Origin of the sequence: Paracoccus aestuariivivens (assembly GCF_009711225.1) — a bacterium.
In the GTDB taxonomy this organism is placed as follows: Bacteria; Pseudomonadota; Alphaproteobacteria; order Rhodobacterales; family Rhodobacteraceae; genus Paracoccus; species Paracoccus aestuariivivens.
In genome coordinates, this window is the sequence record NZ_WMIE01000015.1 from 52,926 (window position 1) to 73,848 (window position 20,923).

Sequence of the window (20,923 nt, forward strand, 5' to 3'; positions counted from 1 at the left end):
GGGGCCTAGACCTTGCTAGACGATGGCTTATTCGCCCCAGACCTCGGCCAGCAGATTGACCCAGTTCTCGCCCATGATCTTCTCGATGCGGCTTTCCGACCAGCCGCGCCGCAACATGGTCGCCGTCAGCGCCGAACTATGTCCGATCGTGTCGATACCGGCAGGATTCTGGATGGTGCCGAAATCGGTCAGGCGACGCGCATAACCCTTGTCGTGCGTGATCCAGTCGAAGAACGGCTTCTCATGGCCTTGGGTGAAATCGGTCCCATATCCGACCCGATCCTCGCCGCAGAGGTTGATGACATATTCCATCGCCTCGACATAATCGTCGACCGTCGCTTCGGTCCCACGGGCAAGGAAAGGCGTGAACATGGTGACGCCGACGAAACCGCCGTGATCAATGATGAAACGCAGTTCCTCATCGGTCTTGTTGCGCGGATGCGCCTTGAGGCCCGCAGGCAGGCAATGCGAGTAGGCCACCGGCTGGCGAGAGGCGAGGATGACATCGCGGCTGCTGTTGCCCCCGACATGGGACAGATCGCAAAGGATGCCCAGCCGGTTCATCTCGGCCACCACCTCGCGGCCGAAGTCCGAAAGGCCACCGTCGCGCCCCTCATAGCAGCCGGTCGCGACGAGGTTCTGGGTATTGTAGGCCATCTGGATGATGCCGACGCCAAGTTCCTTGAACAGCGACAGATAGCCGATCTGATCCTCCATCCCCGAGACGTTCTGCCAGCCAAGGATGATGCCGGTTTTTCCCTCGGCCTTGGCGCGGCGGATGTCGGCGGTGGTCTTGACCTGCATGATCAAATCGGGATGATCGCGGAACCATGCTTTCCACTGCATGATGTTCTGCATGGTGGCGGTGAAACCTTCCCAGATGCAGCAGGTGCAATTGGCGGCGGTGATGCCGCCCTTCTGCATGTCGCGAAAGATATCGGGGCCGAAGTCGGACACGATCAGCCCGTCAATCACGGTTAGCCGGGCATGCAGAGACTGGGCCTCGGAAAGAGGCGCGTGCTGGTTCATCATGTTCTCCGTAGGTTTGGATCAGTTCTCGCTGACGATCACGCCAGCCGAAGGCGCCCAGTGCAGCCAGACCCGCGCGCCGACCGGCAGCACATTCGGCCCGCCCAGTCCGGGCGCCGTTGCGCGGGCGGTCAGCATGGGACCGGCCTCGGTCCGCAGATGATATTCGACCGCCGCGCCGTGATAGGTCATGACCTCGACCCGACCGGGCAGGATGTTGGCCGCCCCCTCTGGTGCCTCAGCAGCGATGCCCACGACCTCGGGACGCAACGCAAGGAGGGACTTGCCCATCTGCGCCTCTTGCCCGTCGAGGCGAAGGACCGGCCCCGCTTCCATCCGAAAGCCGTCCTGCGTCGCTGTCATACGTCCGGGCAGCAGGTTAGGGATGCCGAGGAAGCCTGCGGCAAAGGCCGAACGCGGGCGACCATAAACCTCGTCCGGCGGGCCGACCTGCTCGACCTTGCCGTTATACATCAGCACCATCCGGTCGGCGGTGCTCATCGCCTCGTCCTGATCGTGGGTGACGAAAACCGTGGTCAGGCCGAGGGATTGCTGAAGCTGGCGGATCTCGATCTTCATCTCGTGGCGCAGCGCGGCGTCAAGGTTCGAGAGCGGCTCGTCAAGCAGCAGCACATCAGGTTCGATCACCAGCGCACGGGCCAGCGCCACACGCTGTTGCTGGCCGCCCGACATTTGGCGCGGCAGGCGATCGGCCAGATGACCCAGCCGCACCCGCGCCAGCGCCTCGCGCACCTTGCGTTCAGTGTCGGCCTTGTTGAGACCGCGCATCTCAAGACCGAAGGCCACGTTCTGCGCTGCCGTCATATGTGGAAACAGGGCATAATTCTGGAACACGAAGCCCATATTGCGACGGTTCGGCGGCAGATGGGTCACGTCGCGCCCGCCGACCGTGATCTGGCCGCTGGTCGCGTCGACAAATCCGCCGATCATGCGCAGGGTCGTGGTCTTGCCACAGCCCGAGGGCCCCAGCAACGCGACCAGTTCGCCGTCGCCGATGCGCAGGCTCATGTTCTCGACCGCGATCGAATTGCCGTAATGCTTGGCGACATCCTGAAGAACGACTTCGGGCATGGTATATCCTTTCAGAAAGCGCGGCTGAGTTTGGCGTAACGGTCGGTGATCAGCAGAAGCAGGGTGATCAGGCCGATCTGGACCGTCGCCACCGCGCCGATGGTCGAGTCGAAGTTCCATTCGAGATAGTTGATCAGCGCGATCTGCAGCGTCGTGCTGTCGGGCCCGACCAGAAAGATCGACTTCTCAAGGTCGATGAACGAATTGACGAAGGCGAAAAGCGATCCCGCAATCACGCCCGAGCGGATCACCGGCAGCGTCACGCGGAAGAACACAGTCAGCGGGCCAGCGCCAAGGCTACGCGCGGCTTCCTCGACAGAGGGAGGCACACTGATCAGTGACGTCGTGACCAGCCGGATCATCCAAGGCAGCGCGATCAGGCTATGGGCGATGATCAACCCGATACTGGACCCGGCGATGCGCCAGCCAGTCAGGAACTCGACCTCGAGGAAAAAGACGAACAGTGCGCTGCCGCCGACGATTCCGGGCACGATCATCGGGGACATCAGAATAGTGTTGATCGTCTCGCGGCCCTTGAACCGTCCGCGGACCAACGCAAAACTTGCCGGCAGACCAAGACCCAATGCCACGCAGGTCGCGATCAAGCTGGTGCGCAGGCTGAGGAAGAAGCCGTTCCGGAAATCGGAAATCTCCCATGCGCGGCGATACCAGTCGAGCGTATAGCCCTCAGGGGGAAAGGACAGGATCTTGTTCGAGAAGAAACTCATCCAGACAATAAAGACCAACGGCAATACGATGAAGCCGATGACGAGGATGCTGGTCGCGGTATAGGCCAAGCGGACGGATTTTGCCCGATTACTCATCATTCGCTCCATTTCCGGTATCTGCGCTGGACCAGCACCGATACGCCGACGGTCAGGATCAGGGTCACGGCCATCAGGATGAAGGCCAGCGCCGCACCGAAGGGCCAGTTCATCACCTTGGCGATCTGCTGGTACACGGTCGGTGCCATCATGTGAAATGTCGGGCCGCCAATCAGCACCGGCGTCGCATAGGCGTTCATCGAAAGGATGAAGCACAGGACCGAGCCGGAGAGGATGCCGGGCAATGCCAGCGGCAGCACGATCCGGCGCATGATGGTCAGGTGACTGGCTCCAAGGCTCTCGCCCGCGTCCTCAAGATTGCGGTCGATCGATTCAAAGACGCTGTTGAGTGTGATGATCATGAAGGGCAACAGGACCGAGATCAGCCCGATCACCACCCCTGCCGAGGAATACATCAGCCCCAGCGGCCCCTTGTGGCCGAACAGGCCCAGAAACGCGGCCAGAACCCCCTTGTCGTTCAGGATCAGCATCCAGGCCGAGGTGCGCACGGCATTGCCGATCAGCAGCGGGACAAGGATCACGATCATCAGCATTCGCTTGGCCAGATCGCCGACATGACGGGCTAGGAAATAGGCGACGGGCACGCCCGCCGCGAGGCAGATTGCCGTCGACAGGCCCGAGATCCAGACCGTGCGCCACAGCACGCCCTGATAGAAGCTATCGCTGAAGAATTTGAGGTAGTTCTCAGCCGTGACTGCGCTGATCATTAGCTCGGTCGGGTCGTAATGGTTCAGGCTGTTGCGCAGCATTAGCGCCAACGGGGCAAGAAGCCCTATTGCCACGAAGATGATTGCGGGCGTGGCCAGCATTGGTGTTCCCAGCCGTCGCGGTGCTCCTTTCGGGGCACCATTTGGCGGTCGGGAGACTGAGAAGGTTTCGGTCGTGCTCATGCGCCTGCTCCGCCTGCGGTCCGGGGATCAGCCAGCAAAGGACTTGTTCCACCATTCGAGCCATGTGGCAGTGTTCTCGGCCACATAGGCATAATCGAGAAAGCGCATCTTGCTGCGCTGCTCCGGGGTGAAATCGACCAATGCCCGGGTTTCGTCCGAGATTGAGGCCTTGGGATTTGCCGGGGCATAAAGGCTTGCTTCCGCCAGTCCCGCCATTGCGGTCGGGTCCAACATCGCATCCAGATAGCTATAGCCCGCATCGCGATTTGGACCGAACTCGGTCAGGCATGCGCCGAAGGTGACAGCGATTGCCCCTTCATCGGGATACTGGATGCCCAGAGACAAGCCGTCCTTGGCCCATTGCAGACCGCGCGCCTTGTAGTTGATGGCAATGTCGACCTCGCCATTTGCCAGTCCCGCCTGCAATTGCTGGTGGGCTGCGTAAAGTTTGGGCTGGCTGTCACTGACAAGCTTTTCGAGCAAAGGCTTACCGTCGTCGACGCTGGTCATGTCACCCTTGGCGACAAGTCCCGCCATCATCATGTAATTGAAATACAGCTGGTTGGTCAGCCCGATGCGTCCGGCCCATTTCGGGTCCCACAAATCGGCATAGGATTTGGGCGGTTCGCTGACCTTATCCTTGTTATAGATGATGACCACGCCGCTATAGAGCCATGGCACGAAATAGGGTGCCTTCAGTTCTTCAACCACATCGGCGTAATTCGGGATCCTCGTCAGGTCGAGATCCGCGATGACCCCTTGCTGCTTCAACTCAAAGGCGTCCGAGCTGTTGACATGGATCAGGTCGGAGGAGGCGCGACGGATGCGCTTCTCGCTCAGCAGCTTGGCCTTGCGCTCGGGCTCCATTCCCAGATCGCGGACGACGTTGAAGCCTTTGTCCTCAAGCAGCGGCTTCTCGACGAAGCGGACGGTTCGATCGTTCCAATCGCCGCCCCAGTTCGAGACGACGACAGTGTTCTGTGACGCATGAGACAGACGCGGCATCAGGGTCGGAAGCGCCGTTCCCGCCAGTGCCAGGGCGAGCATCCGGCGGCGCGTCGGGCCCGAGGATAGCGGAGATCCATTATTCATGGTGAAATCTTCCCTGTTTTCTGTGATTTCCTGTGGCTCCGGTGGCCCGAAACCATTCGAAGGCCCCAAAACGATGAGATCGTATTCATCGTTTGTACAATATTAATTTTTACTATATTAATTCCAAATCGCTATTAATCTCGGGCGGAAAAATGGGCTTGGAACTACGCCATCTGCGCGTTTTCGCAGCACTGGGAAAAGAGTTGCATTTCGGTCGAGCGGCCGACGCGCTACATCTCGCCCAACCCGCGCTTTCGAAAATTGTGCAACAGCTGGAAGCCGAAATCGGGACGCCGCTTCTGCTAAGGACCACTCGTCGGGTCGAACTGACCGAGGCCGGAAAGGCGTTTCTAGACGAGACCTCGACCATAGAGGCGCAAATTGAGCAAGCGGTGGCTAGTGCGCGGAATGCCGCTCGCGGCATCCGAGGCGAGTTGAGAATCGCCTATACCGATTTCGCCATCAATGGTCGTCTCCCGCATTTCTTGCGTGACTTCGCCGCTGCCCACCCCCAGATTCGCTTGAATTTGATCTTCATGCCAACGACCAGCCAGCACATGGCGCTATTACAGCAGACGATCGATGTGGGGTTCATGATCGGTGAGTTCCGCCACAAGACCACAAGTTGTATTACATTTGACGAGGACGAATATGTTGCACTGCTTCCCGCCTCCCATCCTCTATGCAGGGAGACGTCTCTGACGCTGGAGCAACTGGCGGATGAAAATTTTGTGCTAGGTACCGGCGAAAACTGGGCAGCATTTCGCACGAGATTGTTCGCCGAATGTCGCAGTCGTGGCTTTTTTCCCAACATTGTCCTTGAGGCATCCAACAGCGAAGGTATTTTCGGACTTGTTGTTGCCGGGGTCGGCGTAACGATCTATTCGAGCTGTGTTGGAAACCTTCCACGTCAGGGAGTCGAGGTCCGTCCCTTGCGAAATGTCAGCAGTAAGCTACCTGTTACTGCAGTCTGGGGCCGTAACCACAAATCACAGGTTCTAGATCGCTTCATAAACCTCCTTCGGCGATCTGCTTTGAATGAAAATAAGCAAAATACATCCAACGGATAGCCTCGCGCACTAGCCGAGGGACTCGTCTAGCTCCACTCCTGCCTCGCGCTGCCTGTCGATCGAACAGGCAGAGATGAGTGCCGCGATGCAGAGTCTCCAAGGTTAGCTCAGGCTGAGCCATGCGCTGAAGCGCTCAGCCAGTTCTGCCTCGTGATCGACCCAGAACTCGTAGGATGATCCAAGCGCGTTTGACATGTTGTCGGGGTTGGTTGGCATATGCGAGGCCATCTCGGTCTTGCCGTCCTGATATCGGCCCACGAGCCCGGCAGATGACTTGCGTGCGGGGCCGTAGCTGATCCATTTTGCCTGGTCCGCCAGCCTTTGCGTGTCGGTGGCGAACTTGATGAATTCCAGTGCATGTTCCTGCTTCCCGGCACCCTTTGGGATGACGAACAGGTTGTATTCATAGACCTGTCCATCCCAGACGATCTCGAAGGGTTTCCCCTCTGCGACGGCGGCGCCGAAGATCCGGCCATTATAGGCCATCGTCATCGCGACCTCGCCATCGGCCAGAAGCTGCGGCGGCTGCGCGCCTGCTTCCCACCAGACGATATCTTTCTTGATGCTGTCGAGTTTGGCAAAGGCTCGGTCGACGCCTTCCGGGGTATCGAGCACTGCGTAGACTTGGTCCGCTGGCACGCCGTCGCCCATCAAGGCCATTTCCAGAACCGCTTTGGGGACCTTCTTGATCCCGCGCCTGCCGGGGAATTTCTGGATGTCGAAGAAATCGGCAATGGTCTGCGGTTTGGCGTCCAAGAATTTCGTCCTGTCATAGGCAAAGATCGTCGAAAACACGATCGAACCGACCGCGCAATCGCTCAGACCCTGAGGCAGGAAATCCTCGCTCGCCGGGGTCCCGTCGGGTGCATGCGGTAGGATCGCGGGATTGATCGGCTCCAGCAGGCCTTCGTCGCACAAGCGGATCGCGTCGGCATATTCGACATCGGCGACATTGGTGGTGACATTGCCCGCCTCGACCTGCGCCTTGATGGGGATCGCCGGGTTGTCACTGTCGAGCGCGACCACCTTGATACCTGTTCGGGCAGTAAAGGGCTTGTGATAGGCCTCGACTTGGCTTTGCCCGTAGGTGCCGCCCCAAGACATGACCGTGATTTCGTCTGCGGCGGCGGTCGCGGCAAGCAGCGTCATTGCGGTGGTAATTGCGATCTTCTTCATCATTGCTCTCCTGTTGGATATTGTTTTCCAAGTCTCCAGCACCTGCTGTGGTCTGAGCTTGGGGTTTGGCAGCCTGCTCTTGCGTCGAGACATCAGGTGGCGCGATGGGCGGCCGTCAAAGCGGCCGCGCATGGATGCGGATTCAGGCGGCCTTGGCCGCGCCCTTCACGATCAAATGCTCGGGACCATAGGGGAAGCCGGTGATATTGCGGTTTCCGGCCTCCTCGATCACGAGAATATCGTGCTCGCGATAGCCACCGGCGCCGGGCTGGCCTTCGGGGATGGTGATCATCGGCTCCATCGAGACGACCATGCCGGGCTCCAGTACGGTGTCGCAGTCCTCGCGCAGCTCCAGCCCGGCTTCACGGCCGTAATAGTGCGACAACACGCCGAAACTGTGGCCATAGCCGAAGCTGCGATATTGCAGCAGGTTCTGTGCCGCATACATCTCGTTCAGTTCGGCCGCGATCTCCGAGCATTTCGCACCCGGTACCAGCAATTCCTTGCCGCGGTCATGCACCCTGCAGTTAAATTCCCAAAGGCGGAGATGTTCGTCGCTAGCGTGCTCGGCAAAGAGCGTACGCTCCAACGCAACGTAATAGCCTGCGACCATCGGGAAACAGTTCAGCGACAGGATATCACCCGCCTCGATCCGCCGCGAGGTGACAGGGTTATGCGCGCCATCGGTGTTGATCCCTGACTGGAACCAGGTCCAGGTGTCCAGCAACTCGGCATCCGGCCAAGTTCCAGCGATCTCGCGAACCATGGTCGCGGTCGAATGCAGCGCAACTTCATGCTCGGGTACGCCGACGGCCAATGCCGCGACGCAAGCGGCACCGCCGACATCGGCGATCCGGGCCATTTCGGTGATATGTGCAATCTCCTCGGCCGACTTGATCATGCGCAGGCGCATGGCCGCAGCAGCGATATCCACGAACTCGACGCCCGGAAACTCGGATTTCAGCAGTGCCAGCAGGTCGATGTTGACGTGGTCGAATTCGATGCCGATCCGGCTTGCGCTGCCGATGATCTGGCGGATGGCGTGAAAGTAATTATCCTTCTGCCAGTCGGTATAGGTCAGGTTGTTGCCAAAGGTACGCCGCCAGGGCTGGCCACCATCAATCCCGGCGCTGATCGAGGTCGCATGGTCCTGATCGACAAGAAAACCGTAACGCCGCCCGAACTGGCAGAACATGAAATCGGCGTAATAGTTGATGTTGTGGTAGGACGTGAACAGCGCGGCATCGATATCGCTGGCGGCCATGTGCTTGCGGATCTCAACCAGCCTGCGCTGCATCTCGGAGGCCGAGAATGTGCCTTTGGCCTTCTCTCCGTTCCCGACAAAGCTCTGAAGTCTCTCACGTTCGGCCATCCGACCCTCCTTACGTTACATTTCGTTCAGGTTGAGGGTCGTGAGTTGCGAGCGTCAAAAGAGGTTTTATAATCGGTTGATAAGTTTTTCTCATGAGTGGGACGCATGAACCAACCGCCGCTGAACGCACTTCGCGCCTTTGAGGCCGTCGCCCGGACCGGTAGCTTTCGGGCCGCCGCCGAAAGCCTGTTCGTCACCCAGCCGGCGGTCAGTCATCAGATAAAGCATCTCGAACAATGGCTTGGCGCACCTTTGTTCGAGCGTGGCGGAAGGGTGCCGACGCTGTTGCCGCGCGGCGCTGCCTTGGCCCGAGATCTGACCATGGCGCTGGACGCCATCGATGCTGCATGCCGGAGGGCACGCCCTGCCAGCTCGGACGGAGCATTGGTGGTGGCGGCTATTCCATCCGTGGCGATCTGCTGGCTGATCCCGCGATTGCCGCGTTTTCGGGCACGGCACCCAGAAATTCAGCTGCGCGTGATCTATGCTCATCATGGGCACGACATCGACCTCATGACGACCGACCTCGCCTTCACCTTCTCCGGTTCGCGCCCCGTGAGCGACGGCATCGTGGCGGAGCCGTTCCTGTCGGGGCGTAGCGTTCCAGTGGCTAGTCCCCCGTTGGTCGGTTCTGCGCCCGCGCAACTGACATCACGGTGGTTGCTTCAGGTCGGGCTTTTGCACGACAGTGACCTAGCAGGTTGGCAGACCTGGCTGAAACGGGCCGGTCAGACGGTGCCGGACCGGTTGCCTGGTGCGGTATTCGAGGATTTCAACCTGCTGCGCGCCGCCGCCCTGGCTGGACAGGGCGTCGCTCTATGCTCTCTGGCGATGATCCAGCCCGATCTGGCCGAGGGGCGATTAGTCCAGCTTTCCGAGATCTCGGTCCTCGAGGATTTCGGTTACTATCTGACGCAGTCCAGCCTGATCCCGATCGATGGCGCGCGACGCAGGGCGCGCCAAGCCTTCCTTTCATGGATACGATCCGAGCAGGGCGAGGGATAGCTTACGTCCAGAGGGTAAGATAAACTTCTTGCGGCATCTGGTTGGGCGGACGGCGGTCATGCTGCGGAATTGGCTGTGTGTCAGGTTCCGCTTCGGGCTCGAATTTACCAGCCGTTCCTTGTCGGTCTAATGGCAGACAACGGGCGCGGTCTTTAAACGATACCGACGCGTTCGCGATGGGAACGCGGAACGACTCGGCGAGTATATGATACCTTTCGCGGCGTCGGATCAGCCGAAGTCTGGGTGGGATTGGTGGACAGGAGGCAAAACCATGTCCAACGACCTTCTTCCTGCGCTGCGACCCGAGCGGCCCGCCTGGAACCGGGGCCGCATCATCGGCCAGAAGCGCCCTCTGCTGCCGAAACACGTCTGGTCGATCCGCGTGCGTCTGGAGATGGCAGGCAACAAGCGCGATCTGGCGCTGTTCAACCTGGCCGTTGATAGCAAACTGCGCGGCTGCGACCTGGTCCGCTTGAAAGTCCGCGATGTGTTCGCCGCAGGACGGGTAAAGGAGCGCGCATCGGTTACCCAAAGCAAAACTGGCAAGCCAGTCCGCTTTGAAATCACCGAGACGACGCGTCACTCCCTTGAGCACTGGATCGCAGATCCCGAGATGCTCGGCCTTGAGTATTTATGGCCCAGTCGCCTGCACCACAGCTTGCATCTGTCGACGCGACAATATGCGCGGATCCTGCGCGAATGGGTGATGTCGATCGGATTGGAACCAAGTGCATATGGCACCCATTCGATGCGCCGAACGAAAGTGGCCCAGATCTACAAGAATACGGGAAACTTGCGGGCGGTGCAGCTTCTGCTTGGCCACACTAAGATGGACAGCACTGTCCGCTATCTTGGTGTTGGAGTAATGGGCGAAAGTTGGTGATGGTCTGAAGGGTGGCATATCAAGGCGGTGTTCAAGACGCCGTCAGTTCTCAGCAGAGAAAAGGATACGCCACATGTCATTGACTACCATCACGCAGCTGCCCGATCCATCCGGTTTCAGCGCCGACCCGTTCACCGACATCATCCGTGACGGCGCGCGCAAGCTGATCGAACAAGCGATCCACGCAGAATTGGCGGCGCTGATGGCCGCATTCTCTGAGGAAAAGCTCGAGAACGGCAGATCGCGGCTGGTGCGGCACGGTCACTTGCCGGAACGCGAGGTCATGACCGGGATCGGCCCAGTGCCCGTTAAGGTTCCTCGGGTGCGGGATCGCAAACCCGGTGAGGACAAGATCAGCTTCACGCCCAGCATCCTGCCGCGATACCTGCGCAAGGCGAAATCGGTCGAGGAATTGCTGCCTTGGCTTTACCTCAAGGGCGTCAGCACCGGCGATTTCAGCGAAGCGTTGGCGGCTCTTCTGGGCCCGAAGGCCGCGGGTCTTTCCGCCAAGACGATCACCCGGCTGAAGGCAGATTGGTGGAATGACTATGAGCCTTGGCAAAAACGCGACCTGGGCAACCGGCGCTTCCTCTACATCTGGGCCGACGGGGTCTATTTCAAACCTCGCATGGCCGAAGAAAAGCAATGCGTTCTGGTGATCGTCGGGGCCGATGAATATGGCCGCAAGGAACTTCTGGCGATGACCGACGGCTTCCGCGAGAGCGCCGAGAACTGGCGCGAGTTGCTGCTCGATCTCAAACGCCGAGGCCTGAAGCAAGACCCGAAACTGGCTATCGGAGACGGCGCTCTTGGCTTCTGGACCGCACTCCGCGAGGTCTTCGCCTCCACCCACGAGCAACGCTGCTGGGTGCATAAGACCATGAACGTTCTGAACGCGCTGCCCAAATCGCTGCAGGACAAGGCCAAGGCTCATCTGCAGGATATCTGGCAAGCCGAAACCAAGGCCGAGGCCAGCGCCGCCTTTGATTTCTTCGTCGAGACTTACGGGGTGAAATACGACAAGGCCGTTGCCAAGCTGGTCAAGGATCGCTCCGCGCTGCTCACCTTTTACGACTATCCGGCCGAACACTGGAAACACGTCCGGACGTCCAATCCAATTGAAAGCACCTTCGCTACCGTCCGGCATCGCACGCAGCGCACCAAGGGATGCCTTAGCCGCAAAACCGGGCTGGCCATGGCCTTCAAGCTGATGATGTCAGCGCAGCGCAAATGGCGCAAACTCGATGGCCAGAACCGCCTGCCGGAAATCATCCAAGGGGTTGAGTTCCGCGACGGCCTCCGCCAACTTCAAGCCGCCGCCTGATCAGGCGTCACCAACTTTCGCCCATATCTCTGGTGTTGATCTTGATGACGCACTCGCGTTGTCTGAAGGGACCGATCTGTAAACAGCACACTGGCCGACAGGATCCTTGCCGGCCGGCCCTTTGCTGACGATCGGCCCGTCACCATGCTGCGTTGCAGCATTCCGCGAAGCCGCCCCTCAGGCTACGCGCAGCGAAACCCGTGATGACATGGGAGCGATGCGGGACAAACCGCCCGGTCGCGTCCGCCCCACGGGAGTGTTCACAAACTTTCGACATGAACTACCCGCCGGGCAGTGACCCGACCTTCGGCCATGCGGCACAGCATCCGCAGCAATCTGAGATAGCGGCCGCTCGTGAGTTTTGCAGCGAAAGCTGGACCGTCACATCCACATCTGGTAAGTGACTGATAATTAAAGTATATTTTCCGAGGCGCGGACGGCGAATTGGGAGTCGGTGCATTGCTCCTTATGTCATTGAAGATGATCGTGCTGCCATTACAAAATCGGTGACAACCTCTCTGAGGTCCGCCATATATACAGGATACTAAGAGGTTGTTATGGCTACGCTGCAAGAGAATTTAAGAAATCGTATTCGTAAGCTACCCAAGCCAGGAAATGCAGCGCAAGCGCTGAAGCCATTTTTTGAGGCTGTCAGTAATGCACTCATGGCGATTGATGATCAAGCAGAAGCGCTTGGCACCTCTTATGAGGGTCGGGTCAGTATCGTTGTGCAGGGGCTGGGAACCGAGCAGGTTTCAATGATCGTGCGCGACAATGGGATTGGACTTGATCAACAAAGATTTAAAGCATTTTGCACTGTAGATACTGATTATAAAGAGAAAAAGGGCGGAAAGGGTGTGGGTCGCCTTTTCTGGCTTGATGCGTTTTCACACGTGGAAGTGGAAAGTCGTTTTATTGAGGGTGACGTAATTTCCACTCGGGCATTTAAGTTCGAACTGAAGGACCAGGATCAAATTACAGATATTGATCCTGTAGAAAGCTGGCCCCAGAATCAGACGGGAACCGTCGTCAGGTTACACGGGGTTAGCTTTGGGCCGTATAGGGATAATTATCCCCTAAAGGCTCCTGTATTGCAGGGACATTTCGCTTCAGAGTTTATTGCAAACTTTTTGAGCGGGGCGGGCACGCATATTAATCTAACCTGTAAGGGCAAGCACGGAGTCGAGCTTGACGTCGAATATCCTTCGGAAGTTCAAAAGCTGGTAATGAAGGGTCCTGTAACGCTTCCTATCTTGGATTGGGATAGCAAAGCAAGCGTGAACGTTATTGGATATCTTTGTGATAAGCAGACAAGTCGGGGACTGCCGGGTAAGCACCATGTGCATTTATTAGGAAATGGGCGCACTGTAGAAACCAGAAAAATTGATGATTTACTTGGAATCTCATCTCTATCAGATAATGGTAACGATAATCTGTCGATGCATTTGGTTGTGTCGAGTGACTATCTAGACCAACGCACATCAGAGAGCCGCACGGCATTTACTATGCCTGAGACAGACATTGCTGCACTGGTAAAACTCGTCGTTGAAATGGCGCGTAAGGACTTTATTGCAGAACAGGTCAAAGCTTTTGATGCTAAGCGCCGAGCTTCGTTCGATAAGTTTCTGGAAGAACAGCCAATCTTTGGCTACGGGCAAGCCAGTGAGATTTTCGCGTCGCTTCCCACTAGTGCTACCAGTGCGGAAAGCTTCGCAAGTGCTCTCGCGATACCACGCATGCGTGCTGAAAGAAAAAGAGAGGAGCGCTTACAGCATTTGGTTAACGCTGTTGTTACTGGCGACAAGTTACCGGTGGACTTTTCTGATGCGATCCGTTCGGCAGCGGCAGGCATTCATGAGAACGAGCGTAACGCTTTGGCGCACCATGCCGCTCGGAGAAGAGTAGTCCTTGATCTTTTGGATGTTCTGATCCGTCGCGTCAGAGAGCGTGATGGTAAGGAAGATGTTTACCATCTGGAGAAAACATTACACTCCCTCCTCGCTCCAATGCAGTATTCAGGGGCCGGCCATACTGAGAGTGAGCCGTCGTCACATGACTTGTGGATTCTTGATGAGCGACTAGCATTTACGGCAGGCTTTACATCAGATGTGTCGTTGCGAACCTTTGTAAAGGACAATACGCAAGATGATCGTCCGGACTTGGTTCTGTGGGATACCCTTTTTGGCCTTGGTTCGGTGAGCAGTCAGAATGGTGATGAACTGGTCGATGATGTCGAACTGCAGTCTAAGGTTTTCATCGTGGAACTTAAGCACCCTGGTAGGAAGAGCTATGGGCCAGAAGAAAACGTTCAGTTGCAGGTCCAGAAATATGTAAAAGCTATTCGGGGCGGACAGATTGAAGGGGTTGGCCGTAGACCTATTAAGGTTTCAAGTGACTGCCGTTTCCATTGCACGATAGTTGCTGACTTTGTGGGTGGCTTTGAGACGCAAATTGCTTCTTGGGATTATATCCACAATAGAGCTGCTAGGCAACTTACGTTGAAAGGCGACTTCGAGGGCGTAACAATTGATGCTTTGCCGTGGGACTATGTGTTGAGGACAGCACGTGAAAATAATCGTGCCCTCTTGGATGCTGCCGGCATGAAACGACATGGTCAAACGGTGTTTCAGGCGGAGCCAAGCGATGCGGAGGATAAGTCTCACGTAGCTGCTGAGTGATGCAAGATTTGACGCTGTCAAACCTGCTAGGGAATGCACGGCCCTTACCTGCCGCTCGGCCTGTCACTATGCTGCGCGGCAGCATTCACCGAAGCCGCCCCTCAGGCACCTTGCAGCGAAATCCATGATGAGATCGCAGCGATGCGGACCGATCAACATGCTGCGGTGCGGAAATTAATAGATTTGGCCGAAGCGGGCGTCCTGCCCCTCGGATTGGGCGGGACGGCCCAAACTGGCCGGTCGAACCCCAACTTTGCTGCACCGCAGGTTTATCCGATACCGCCGCTCAGGCACCGTGCAGCGAACTGCTCAAAAGAGTGTCAGCAACGCGTAAATTCTCAAGCTGCGCGTGATGGTTAGTCAACAGCGCCGCCCGCACCCCTGAGCAGGGGGCGGGCGGCGAGAAACTGTTCCAATGATTTCTTCAACTATTCCGCGATTGCTGTGCCGTAACCGTGCGTACTTGTAGCCCATGCAATAACGGCAAGCCCGAAAGCGATAAGTGAGAGCAGCGCGCCTGCCCAGTTCGGGGACGCAAGGCCAAACCCGGCCGCGATGGTGGCTCCACCAGCCCAAGCGCCAATAGCATTGCCGAGGTTGAACATGCCGATATTGACCGATGCGGCCATCGTCGGCGCGCCTGCGCGGTCGGCACGATCCATGACCAGCTTCTGAATAGGCGAGACGGTGGCAAAACCAAAAGCCGCCATCAGGAACACAGAAGCAGACGCGATCATGGCGCTATCCACCCGGAGCCAGAAAACCAGCAGCACCGCAGCCTGAGCGGCGAGTGTGACGAACAGCGTCCCGAACAGCGACCGGTCGGCAAATCGTCCGCCGAGCCAGTTGCCGACTGCGAGTCCGAGGCCGAACAGGATCATCAACTGCGCGACACCAGCATTCGTGAAACCCGCCTCCTCAATCATCATTGGCGCGATATAGGTGATCGAGGTGAAGAAGGCCGCCGGACCGAAGACGGTGATGCCCATGGCCAGCAAGACCTGCGGATCGACGAAGGCCCGCAACTCCGATTTCAAAGCGATCGCTTTGCCCGCCGCGATCCGGGGCACGAACAGCGCCACGCTGAGCACGGTCACAAGACCGATGCCCGCCGCAAGCCAGAAGACCAGGCGCCAGTCGAATGTCTGTGCGAGCCAGGTTCCGGCCGGGACGCCGAAGAGATTGGCAAATGTCAGGCCCGAGAACATGAAGGCAATGGCGCTGGCCTGCTTGTCCTTCGCGACGAGGGAGGCAGCGATAATCGAGCCGATGCCGAAGAAGGTGCCGTGGTTGAATGCGGTCAGGACGCGCCCAGTGAGCGCAACCGGCAGGTTTGGGGCCAGTGCCGTCAGGACGTTTCCCATCGTGAAGAGCAGCGCAAGCCCGATGAGCATCGTCTTGCGCGGCACCCTCGCGCCCAGCACCGTCAAGATCGGGGCGCCGACGAAAACACCGAGGGCGTAGGTGGTGGCCATCAGACCAGCGGTAGGGATGTCGACGCCGAAATCGTCGGCGATCTGGGGCAAAATGCCGGCGACGACGAACTCGGTCAATCCAATACCGAATGCGCCGATCGCCAGCGCGAAGAGTGCGACTGGCATGGGAGAGGCTCCAAATGGGATGTTTCTATCCGAACAGTGTTCGGTTAGTTTCCGAATATGAGACATTGCATTCGGGAATAAACCTGCGATGGACGGTTTGAACAAAGAAACAGATGTCATTCGGCAGGCGCGGCACCAGCCGGCAGAACTCGACCAGATCGACCGAAAAATATTAGGCGCGCTCGCCGCAGACGCGTCTCGCAGCTACGCGGAACTCAGCAAGATCGTGAATCTTTCTGCTCCGGCCGTGCACGACCGGGTGAAGCGGCTGAAGCGCGATGGCGTGATCAAAGGCACCGTCGCCAAGCTCGACGGCTGCAAGCTGGGGCGAACGCTGCTGACCTTCCTGGTTGTGGATACCAGCAGCTACAGCGCCACGCGCAATCTCCTCAAATTCTCAGATAGGGCCGAGGTCGAGGAGCTGCACACGGTCGCCGGTGACGGCTGCGTGCTGATCAAGGTGAGGGCGGTCGACACCGAGGGGCTGGAGAGCTTCCTCATGGAGATCCAAAGCCTCGAAGGTGTGCGCTCGGTGCGCAGTTATATTACGTTATCCACCTTCCTCGAACGCGGCCCGGCGCCTGAATAGTCGACAGCTTTGCCCGGCCCACGGGTGTTCCTGATACCGGGCATCTGATGCAGGAGGATCGCCCCGAGGTTATTGTAGCGGTGGAGCTGAAAGGCCTTAGCGATAGCTGACAGTCCACTTCTCTAATCGGGCATTTTGGTCAGCTCTCTTTTGCGGTCCGTTCACATGGGAACGGTGTCGCTGATGCGGCTGAGGAGGGCGTCCCGCCCCTCTGATAGGGAAGGCCGGCCCTTTGCTGCCGCTCGGCTTGTCACCATGCTGCGCGGCAGCATTCACAGAAGCCGCCCCTCAGGCACTGCGCGGCGAAATCCTCGGCGAGATCGTAGCGATCCGGACATTCCTGCCATTCGCGCTAACCTGATCCATCCTGATGAACAGGGTATTGCCCTTCTTAAGCGGCCATCTAATTCTTGCTGGACCGCCTATCGTTCCCTCAATGTCGTATCGAAGCTTCTGGTCATATTCTGGGCGATCCTTGTCGCTCTTGGCTGAGCCGCACGCCTGGTGAGTCATTGGAGTCAGCGTGCAAGGCTGCCCATTTTTCATCGTCTAAAATGGAAAGAACAGACTGATCGCGAGCGTGGACGTGATGCCGACAATCACGTTCATCGGGATGCCGATCTTCATAAAGTCGATGAAGCGATAATTGCCTGCCAGATAAACCAGTGTGTTGGTCTGATATCCGATGGGCGTGGCGAAACTTGCGCTTGCAGCCATCATTACCGCAACCACGAACGGTCGGGGGTCCACGCCCAGTTGCCCCGCAAGCGAAATGACGATGGGCGTGAAGACCACCGCGACTGCGTTGTTCGTCACGATCTCTGTCAGGATCGACGCGATGGCATAGATGGCCAGCAAGGTGACGAGGGGTGGCAGGCCGTTCAGCAGCGGCGTCAAAGTCTCGACGATCAGGGCTACTGCACCCGTGTTCTCCAGCCCCGCGCCGATGATCAGCATGGCAAAGATCAGCACGAGGATCGAGCCGTCCACGGATTGCCACGCCTCGTCGCTGTCGATGCAGCGCAGCACGAGGATGGCCGCCACGGCGATCAGGGCAAGGATGCCGATCGGCATGACGTTCAATGCGGCAAGCCCCACGATCCCCAGCAGCGCCAGCAGCGCAACAGGGGCCTGCCTGCGCCGATAGGCCCGCCCACCCGGATCGGAGATGGCGACGACATCATCCGTTTCGGCCAAGGCACGAAGGCCCTCTGGTGTCGCCTCCAGCAACAGCCGGTCGGCGGGACGCAACCGCGCGCTGGAAAGATCCGCGCCCGCGACGTGGCCCTGGCGGAAGACGCCCAGCACCCGCACGCCTGCATTGCGGCCCAGCGACAGGTTGGCGATGCGCTGTCCGGTAGTGGCATGGTTGGGCGTGACGATAGCCTCCACCACCTTCAGATCCACATCCTGCGGCAGGGAGGCGCGGCGCCGCAGTCCCACGCTGAGGCCCTTTTGTTCGGCCATCGTCAGCAGTTCCGAGGTGCTGGTCACCACGATGACCGCATCGCCCGTCTGTAACACAAGATCGTCCAGATTGCGCAGGATGGTGCCACCCCTGCGCAGTCCGGCCACGCGAACCCCGTCGCGGCGGAAATCGGGTGCATCTGCAATCGCCCCCTCGACGCCCGAATATGTTCCGAGGATCACGACCTCGGACAGGAAGTTGATTTCTTCGCTGCCCGTATCGCCGCCGACATCCCCATCAGGCAGCAGCCAGCGCCCCAGCACCAGTAGCGCCACCGCCCCGACGGCTGCGGTGACCAGCCCCACGGGGGCGATCTCGAAGATGGAGAACGGCTCCAGCCCGTTCTGGGTCGCGATCCCATCGACCAAAATGTTGGTGGAGGTGCCGATCAGTGTGCAGGTGCCCCCGAGGATCGCCATGTAGGACAGCGGGATCAACAGGCGCTTCGGTGCGAGATCCAGACTGGCCGCCAAGCGGATGACGACCGGGATCAGCACCAGCACCACGGGGGTGTTGTTCATGAACGCCGAGCCTGCCACCGTCGCCACCAGAAAGGTCAGCACGGCAAGGAAGGGGCGCTCGCGCGCATGGGAGATGATTATCTTGGCAAGGGCGTCCAGCACGCCCGTTCGCACCAGTGCGCCCGACACGACGAACATCGCCCCGATGGTAATCGGCGCCGAGTTGGCGAATACGCCCATGACCTCGTCCTGCGGGACTAGCCCGAAAAGGATAAACAGTGCCGCAGCCCCCGCGGCCGTCACATCCGGAGGATATGCCTCTATCGCGAACGCCACGAAGAGCAGGGCAAGGATGGCGAGGGCCAGATAAGGAGCGTTCGCTCCGATGAGGTCGGTGATCAAGGCGAAAGCTCCCGGGAACGGCAAACGTGCCGAATGACGCAATGAGACCCAGACCAGCGGCCTTGCTCAAGGCCGCAAGAGCGTCCCCGCTTCTGCTCCCACACCGCCCGGCGATGCGCTTGGTCTTGCCCCTGTGTCTCCAGCCTGTTGGGACAGTTGCGAATGTCCGGATTGGGGCTGCAGCGTCTCTGCCGGATGCAGAATGGCCCGGTGGTCGAGCGGCGATAACGGGCTCCGAGCGACGCTTGTGCTAAAGAATTTTTCGGGCCGCTGTAGATTGGCAAGCCCGGGTCAATCGAGACTGATCAAGGCAAGTCCTGTCTCGGCATCATGATGCTTACAAAGATGCCGCGGAGACTCGATGAGAATGACCTCAAGCGTCGGTCGGACTGTCGCGTCCTTCAGATGTCCTGCTAGGGCGCTTCCGTCTCGCCGCCCCAAGACAACGTGGACATGGATCGCGGGTTTGCCGTCGGGACCCTGAGCAATGTCCCCGGTAAACGATGCGACCTCAGTCTGCTCAGCCACCTGGATTGGCAAATATGCTTTCGATGCCCAATCGAAGAATGCCAACGTTGCGCTTTCGAATGCACCGATCGCCTTGAAACTAGCCGCAGAAAGTCCCTGCTTTTCAGCAAAACCCTGAAGGCAGGACATTACTTCGTCACCGCTTTCCAAGATCAAGACATAGGTCATTTGGCCGGCGGCATCATGAAGAATTTTGCTTTTCATGTCATTTCCTCCTCCGACCCAACAACGTCATGGAGAGGTCGTTCCCAGGAACCTCATTCAATACCGAAGAGATGCGGACAAAGCGGTCATTTCCCAAGATGAATTGTTCTGTCCGGCGTGAGCGATCTAAGAAATGCCGCGTCGTGGCTGATAACCAAAACCGCACCGTCATAACCCGCCAGCGCAGCCTCCAATGCCGCTATGCCGTCCAGATCGAGGTGATTGGTCGGCTCGTCCAGCATCAGAAGCATCGGCGGCGGGGTGGCTCCGAGGGCACAGGCTAGACCAGCGCGCAAACGCTCGCCCCCGCTCAATTCGCACGCGTCACGCAAGGCATCTGCCGCACGGAATCCGAAGCGGGCCAGTGCCGCATGGGCCATATGCGTATCCGCCACGGGGTTAAGGCGCCGGAAATTGTCGCGCAGGGTGAGGGCCGGATCGAGCAGCCGCGCATGCTGATCCAGCAGCGCGAAAGGCACCAACAGGTCCACGAGACCGCTTTGCGGCACGATCTGCCTGGCGATGATCTTAAAAAGCGTCGTCTTTCCGATGCCATTCGGCCCGGCAATGAGAATGCGCTCGGGGCCGGTAATGGTCAGCGACAGATCGCGGATCGCAGGGTGATCAGGATCGTAGCCGCCGGTCACCCTATCCAGTCGCAACACCGTTCTGCTGGGGGCAAGGCCGGTCGGGGGGATGTCCATGCGCAAAGGTTGCAGGATTTCGATCATTTCGCGGGCGGCGGACAACGCCTCATCCGCCGCCTCGCGTCTGGCATCGCGCAGGCGGGCACCCGCACCGCCTGACGCCTCGGCCCGACCCTTGGCGGCGTCCATCATGATTTTCGGCTGATCGCCCCGCCGCCGCGAAATATGCACTCGCCTTCTTCAGTATCTCATTGGCGGCTCGAAGTTCACGGACCTCCCGCTCCAGTTCTCTGATCCGGTCCTTCTCGGCGCTGGTCAGTCCGGCGCGCTGCCCACTGTCACGCTCGGCCTGCTGGCACCACACGCGCAGACTGTCTGGAGAGCAGCCAAGCTTTGGCGCAATCGCCCTGTAGGCCGCCGTATCGCTGGCATAATCGGCGCGGTTCTCTCGGAAAAGCCGGACACCGCGTTCGCGAAGTTCGGCAGGATAGGCGGGGGTGAATTTCTGCTTCGTCATAGGGCTCATCCTTCGAGTGTTTTACTCTCCGGTAAACCCGGGGCGGTTCA

The 20,923-nt window shown here is 58.9% G+C and carries 18 protein-coding genes; 6 read left to right on the plus strand and 12 right to left on the minus strand.

Going from position 1 to position 20,923, the window contains the following annotated elements; genetic code table 11:
* Positions 1 to 27: 27 nt before the first annotated feature.
* The 5 genes from GL286_RS17235 to GL286_RS17255 all read right to left on the minus strand — a co-directional run bounded on the left by GL286_RS17235 (position 28) and on the right by GL286_RS17255 (position 4,948).
* Positions 28 to 1,029 carry a dipeptidase gene (locus GL286_RS17235; RefSeq protein WP_155096818.1) on the minus strand — a complete coding sequence of 334 codons (1,002 nt, stop codon included), beginning with the start codon at positions 1,027 to 1,029 and terminating at the stop codon, positions 28 to 30.
* 21 nt (positions 1,030 to 1,050) lie between these two features.
* Entirely contained in the window at positions 1,051 to 2,121 is a 1,071-nt protein-coding gene (locus GL286_RS17240; RefSeq protein WP_155096819.1) for an ABC transporter ATP-binding protein, read from the minus strand.
* Between the two features lie 11 nt (positions 2,122 to 2,132).
* Positions 2,133 to 2,945, minus strand: a complete 813-nt coding sequence (locus tag GL286_RS17245) for an ABC transporter permease (RefSeq protein ID WP_246185004.1) — start codon at positions 2,943 to 2,945, stop codon at positions 2,133 to 2,135.
* A complete protein-coding gene (locus tag GL286_RS17250) occupies positions 2,945 to 3,775 on the minus strand; it encodes an ABC transporter permease (protein ID WP_170295266.1) in 831 nt (276 codons plus the stop codon). The genes GL286_RS17245 and GL286_RS17250 overlap by 1 nt, the downstream gene beginning before the upstream one ends.
* A 108-nt stretch (positions 3,776 to 3,883) precedes the next feature.
* Positions 3,884 to 4,948 (minus strand): ABC transporter substrate-binding protein, encoded by a 1,065-nt coding sequence (locus GL286_RS17255; RefSeq protein ID WP_155096822.1) that lies wholly within the window; start codon positions 4,946 to 4,948, stop codon positions 3,884 to 3,886.
* A gap of 152 nt (positions 4,949 to 5,100) precedes the next feature.
* On the opposite strand from GL286_RS17255, the gene GL286_RS17260 reads away from it, so the two are divergent.
* Positions 5,101 to 6,018 carry a LysR family transcriptional regulator gene (locus GL286_RS17260; RefSeq protein WP_155096823.1) on the plus strand — a complete coding sequence of 306 codons (918 nt, stop codon included), beginning with the start codon at positions 5,101 to 5,103 and terminating at the stop codon, positions 6,016 to 6,018.
* Positions 6,019 to 6,120: 102 nt separating this feature from the next.
* Here the strand turns inward: GL286_RS17260 and GL286_RS17265 are convergent, their stop codons facing one another.
* Together GL286_RS17265 and GL286_RS17270 are read right to left on the minus strand one after the other, a co-directional pair.
* Positions 6,121 to 7,197 carry an ABC transporter substrate-binding protein gene (locus GL286_RS17265; RefSeq protein ID WP_155096824.1) on the minus strand — a complete coding sequence of 359 codons (1,077 nt, stop codon included), beginning with the start codon at positions 7,195 to 7,197 and terminating at the stop codon, positions 6,121 to 6,123.
* A gap of 139 nt (positions 7,198 to 7,336) precedes the next feature.
* A complete protein-coding gene (locus GL286_RS17270) occupies positions 7,337 to 8,566 on the minus strand; it encodes an aminopeptidase P family protein (protein WP_155096825.1) in 1,230 nt (409 codons plus the stop codon).
* A 105-nt stretch (positions 8,567 to 8,671) separates the two neighbouring features.
* Between GL286_RS17270 and GL286_RS17275 the strand changes: the two genes are divergently transcribed.
* The 4 genes from GL286_RS17275 to GL286_RS17290 all read left to right on the plus strand — a co-directional run bounded on the left by GL286_RS17275 (position 8,672) and on the right by GL286_RS17290 (position 14,456).
* Complete coding sequence (locus GL286_RS17275) at positions 8,672 to 9,571, plus strand: LysR family transcriptional regulator (RefSeq protein WP_155096826.1); 900 nt, start codon at positions 8,672 to 8,674, stop codon at positions 9,569 to 9,571.
* A 271-nt stretch (positions 9,572 to 9,842) separates the two neighbouring features.
* Positions 9,843 to 10,454, plus strand: coding sequence for a tyrosine-type recombinase/integrase (locus tag GL286_RS17280; protein WP_155096827.1), 612 nt, complete (start codon positions 9,843 to 9,845; stop codon positions 10,452 to 10,454).
* A 73-nt stretch (positions 10,455 to 10,527) separates the two neighbouring features.
* Complete coding sequence (locus tag GL286_RS17285; RefSeq protein ID WP_155096828.1) at positions 10,528 to 11,778, plus strand: IS256 family transposase; 1,251 nt, start codon at positions 10,528 to 10,530, stop codon at positions 11,776 to 11,778.
* Positions 11,779 to 12,335: 557 nt separating this feature from the next.
* Positions 12,336 to 14,456, plus strand: coding sequence for a hypothetical protein (locus GL286_RS17290; RefSeq protein WP_155096829.1), 2,121 nt, complete (start codon positions 12,336 to 12,338; stop codon positions 14,454 to 14,456).
* Positions 14,457 to 14,884: 428 nt separating this feature from the next.
* Here GL286_RS17290 and GL286_RS17295 read toward each other — a convergent pair whose 3' ends face one another.
* The gene (locus GL286_RS17295; RefSeq protein WP_155096830.1) at positions 14,885 to 16,057 is read right to left on the minus strand and encodes an MFS transporter; all 1,173 of its coding nucleotides are present in this window, start codon (positions 16,055 to 16,057) and stop codon (positions 14,885 to 14,887) included.
* An 88-nt stretch (positions 16,058 to 16,145) separates the two neighbouring features.
* On the opposite strand from GL286_RS17295, the gene GL286_RS17300 reads away from it, so the two are divergent.
* Entirely contained in the window at positions 16,146 to 16,646 is a 501-nt protein-coding gene (locus GL286_RS17300; protein ID WP_155096831.1) for an Lrp/AsnC family transcriptional regulator, read from the plus strand.
* A gap of 549 nt (positions 16,647 to 17,195) precedes the next feature.
* Here the strand turns inward: GL286_RS17300 and GL286_RS17305 are convergent.
* The 4 genes from GL286_RS17305 to GL286_RS22955 form a co-directional block, all read right to left on the minus strand.
* Complete coding sequence (locus GL286_RS17305; protein ID WP_155096832.1) at positions 17,196 to 18,977, minus strand: SLC13 family permease; 1,782 nt, start codon at positions 18,975 to 18,977, stop codon at positions 17,196 to 17,198.
* Between the two features lie 291 nt (positions 18,978 to 19,268).
* Complete coding sequence (locus GL286_RS17310; RefSeq protein WP_155096833.1) at positions 19,269 to 19,709, minus strand: PPC domain-containing DNA-binding protein; 441 nt, start codon at positions 19,707 to 19,709, stop codon at positions 19,269 to 19,271.
* Between the two features lie 86 nt (positions 19,710 to 19,795).
* The gene (locus GL286_RS17315) at positions 19,796 to 20,545 is read right to left on the minus strand and encodes an ATP-binding cassette domain-containing protein (RefSeq protein WP_246185005.1); all 750 of its coding nucleotides are present in this window, start codon (positions 20,543 to 20,545) and stop codon (positions 19,796 to 19,798) included.
* Positions 20,463 to 20,882: a transposase gene (locus GL286_RS22955; protein WP_425496102.1), complete on the minus strand. Its 420-nt coding sequence runs from the start codon at positions 20,880 to 20,882 to the stop codon at positions 20,463 to 20,465. Before GL286_RS22955 ends, GL286_RS17315 begins: the two co-directional genes overlap by 83 nt.
* Between the last annotated feature and the right edge of the window lie 41 nt (positions 20,883 to 20,923).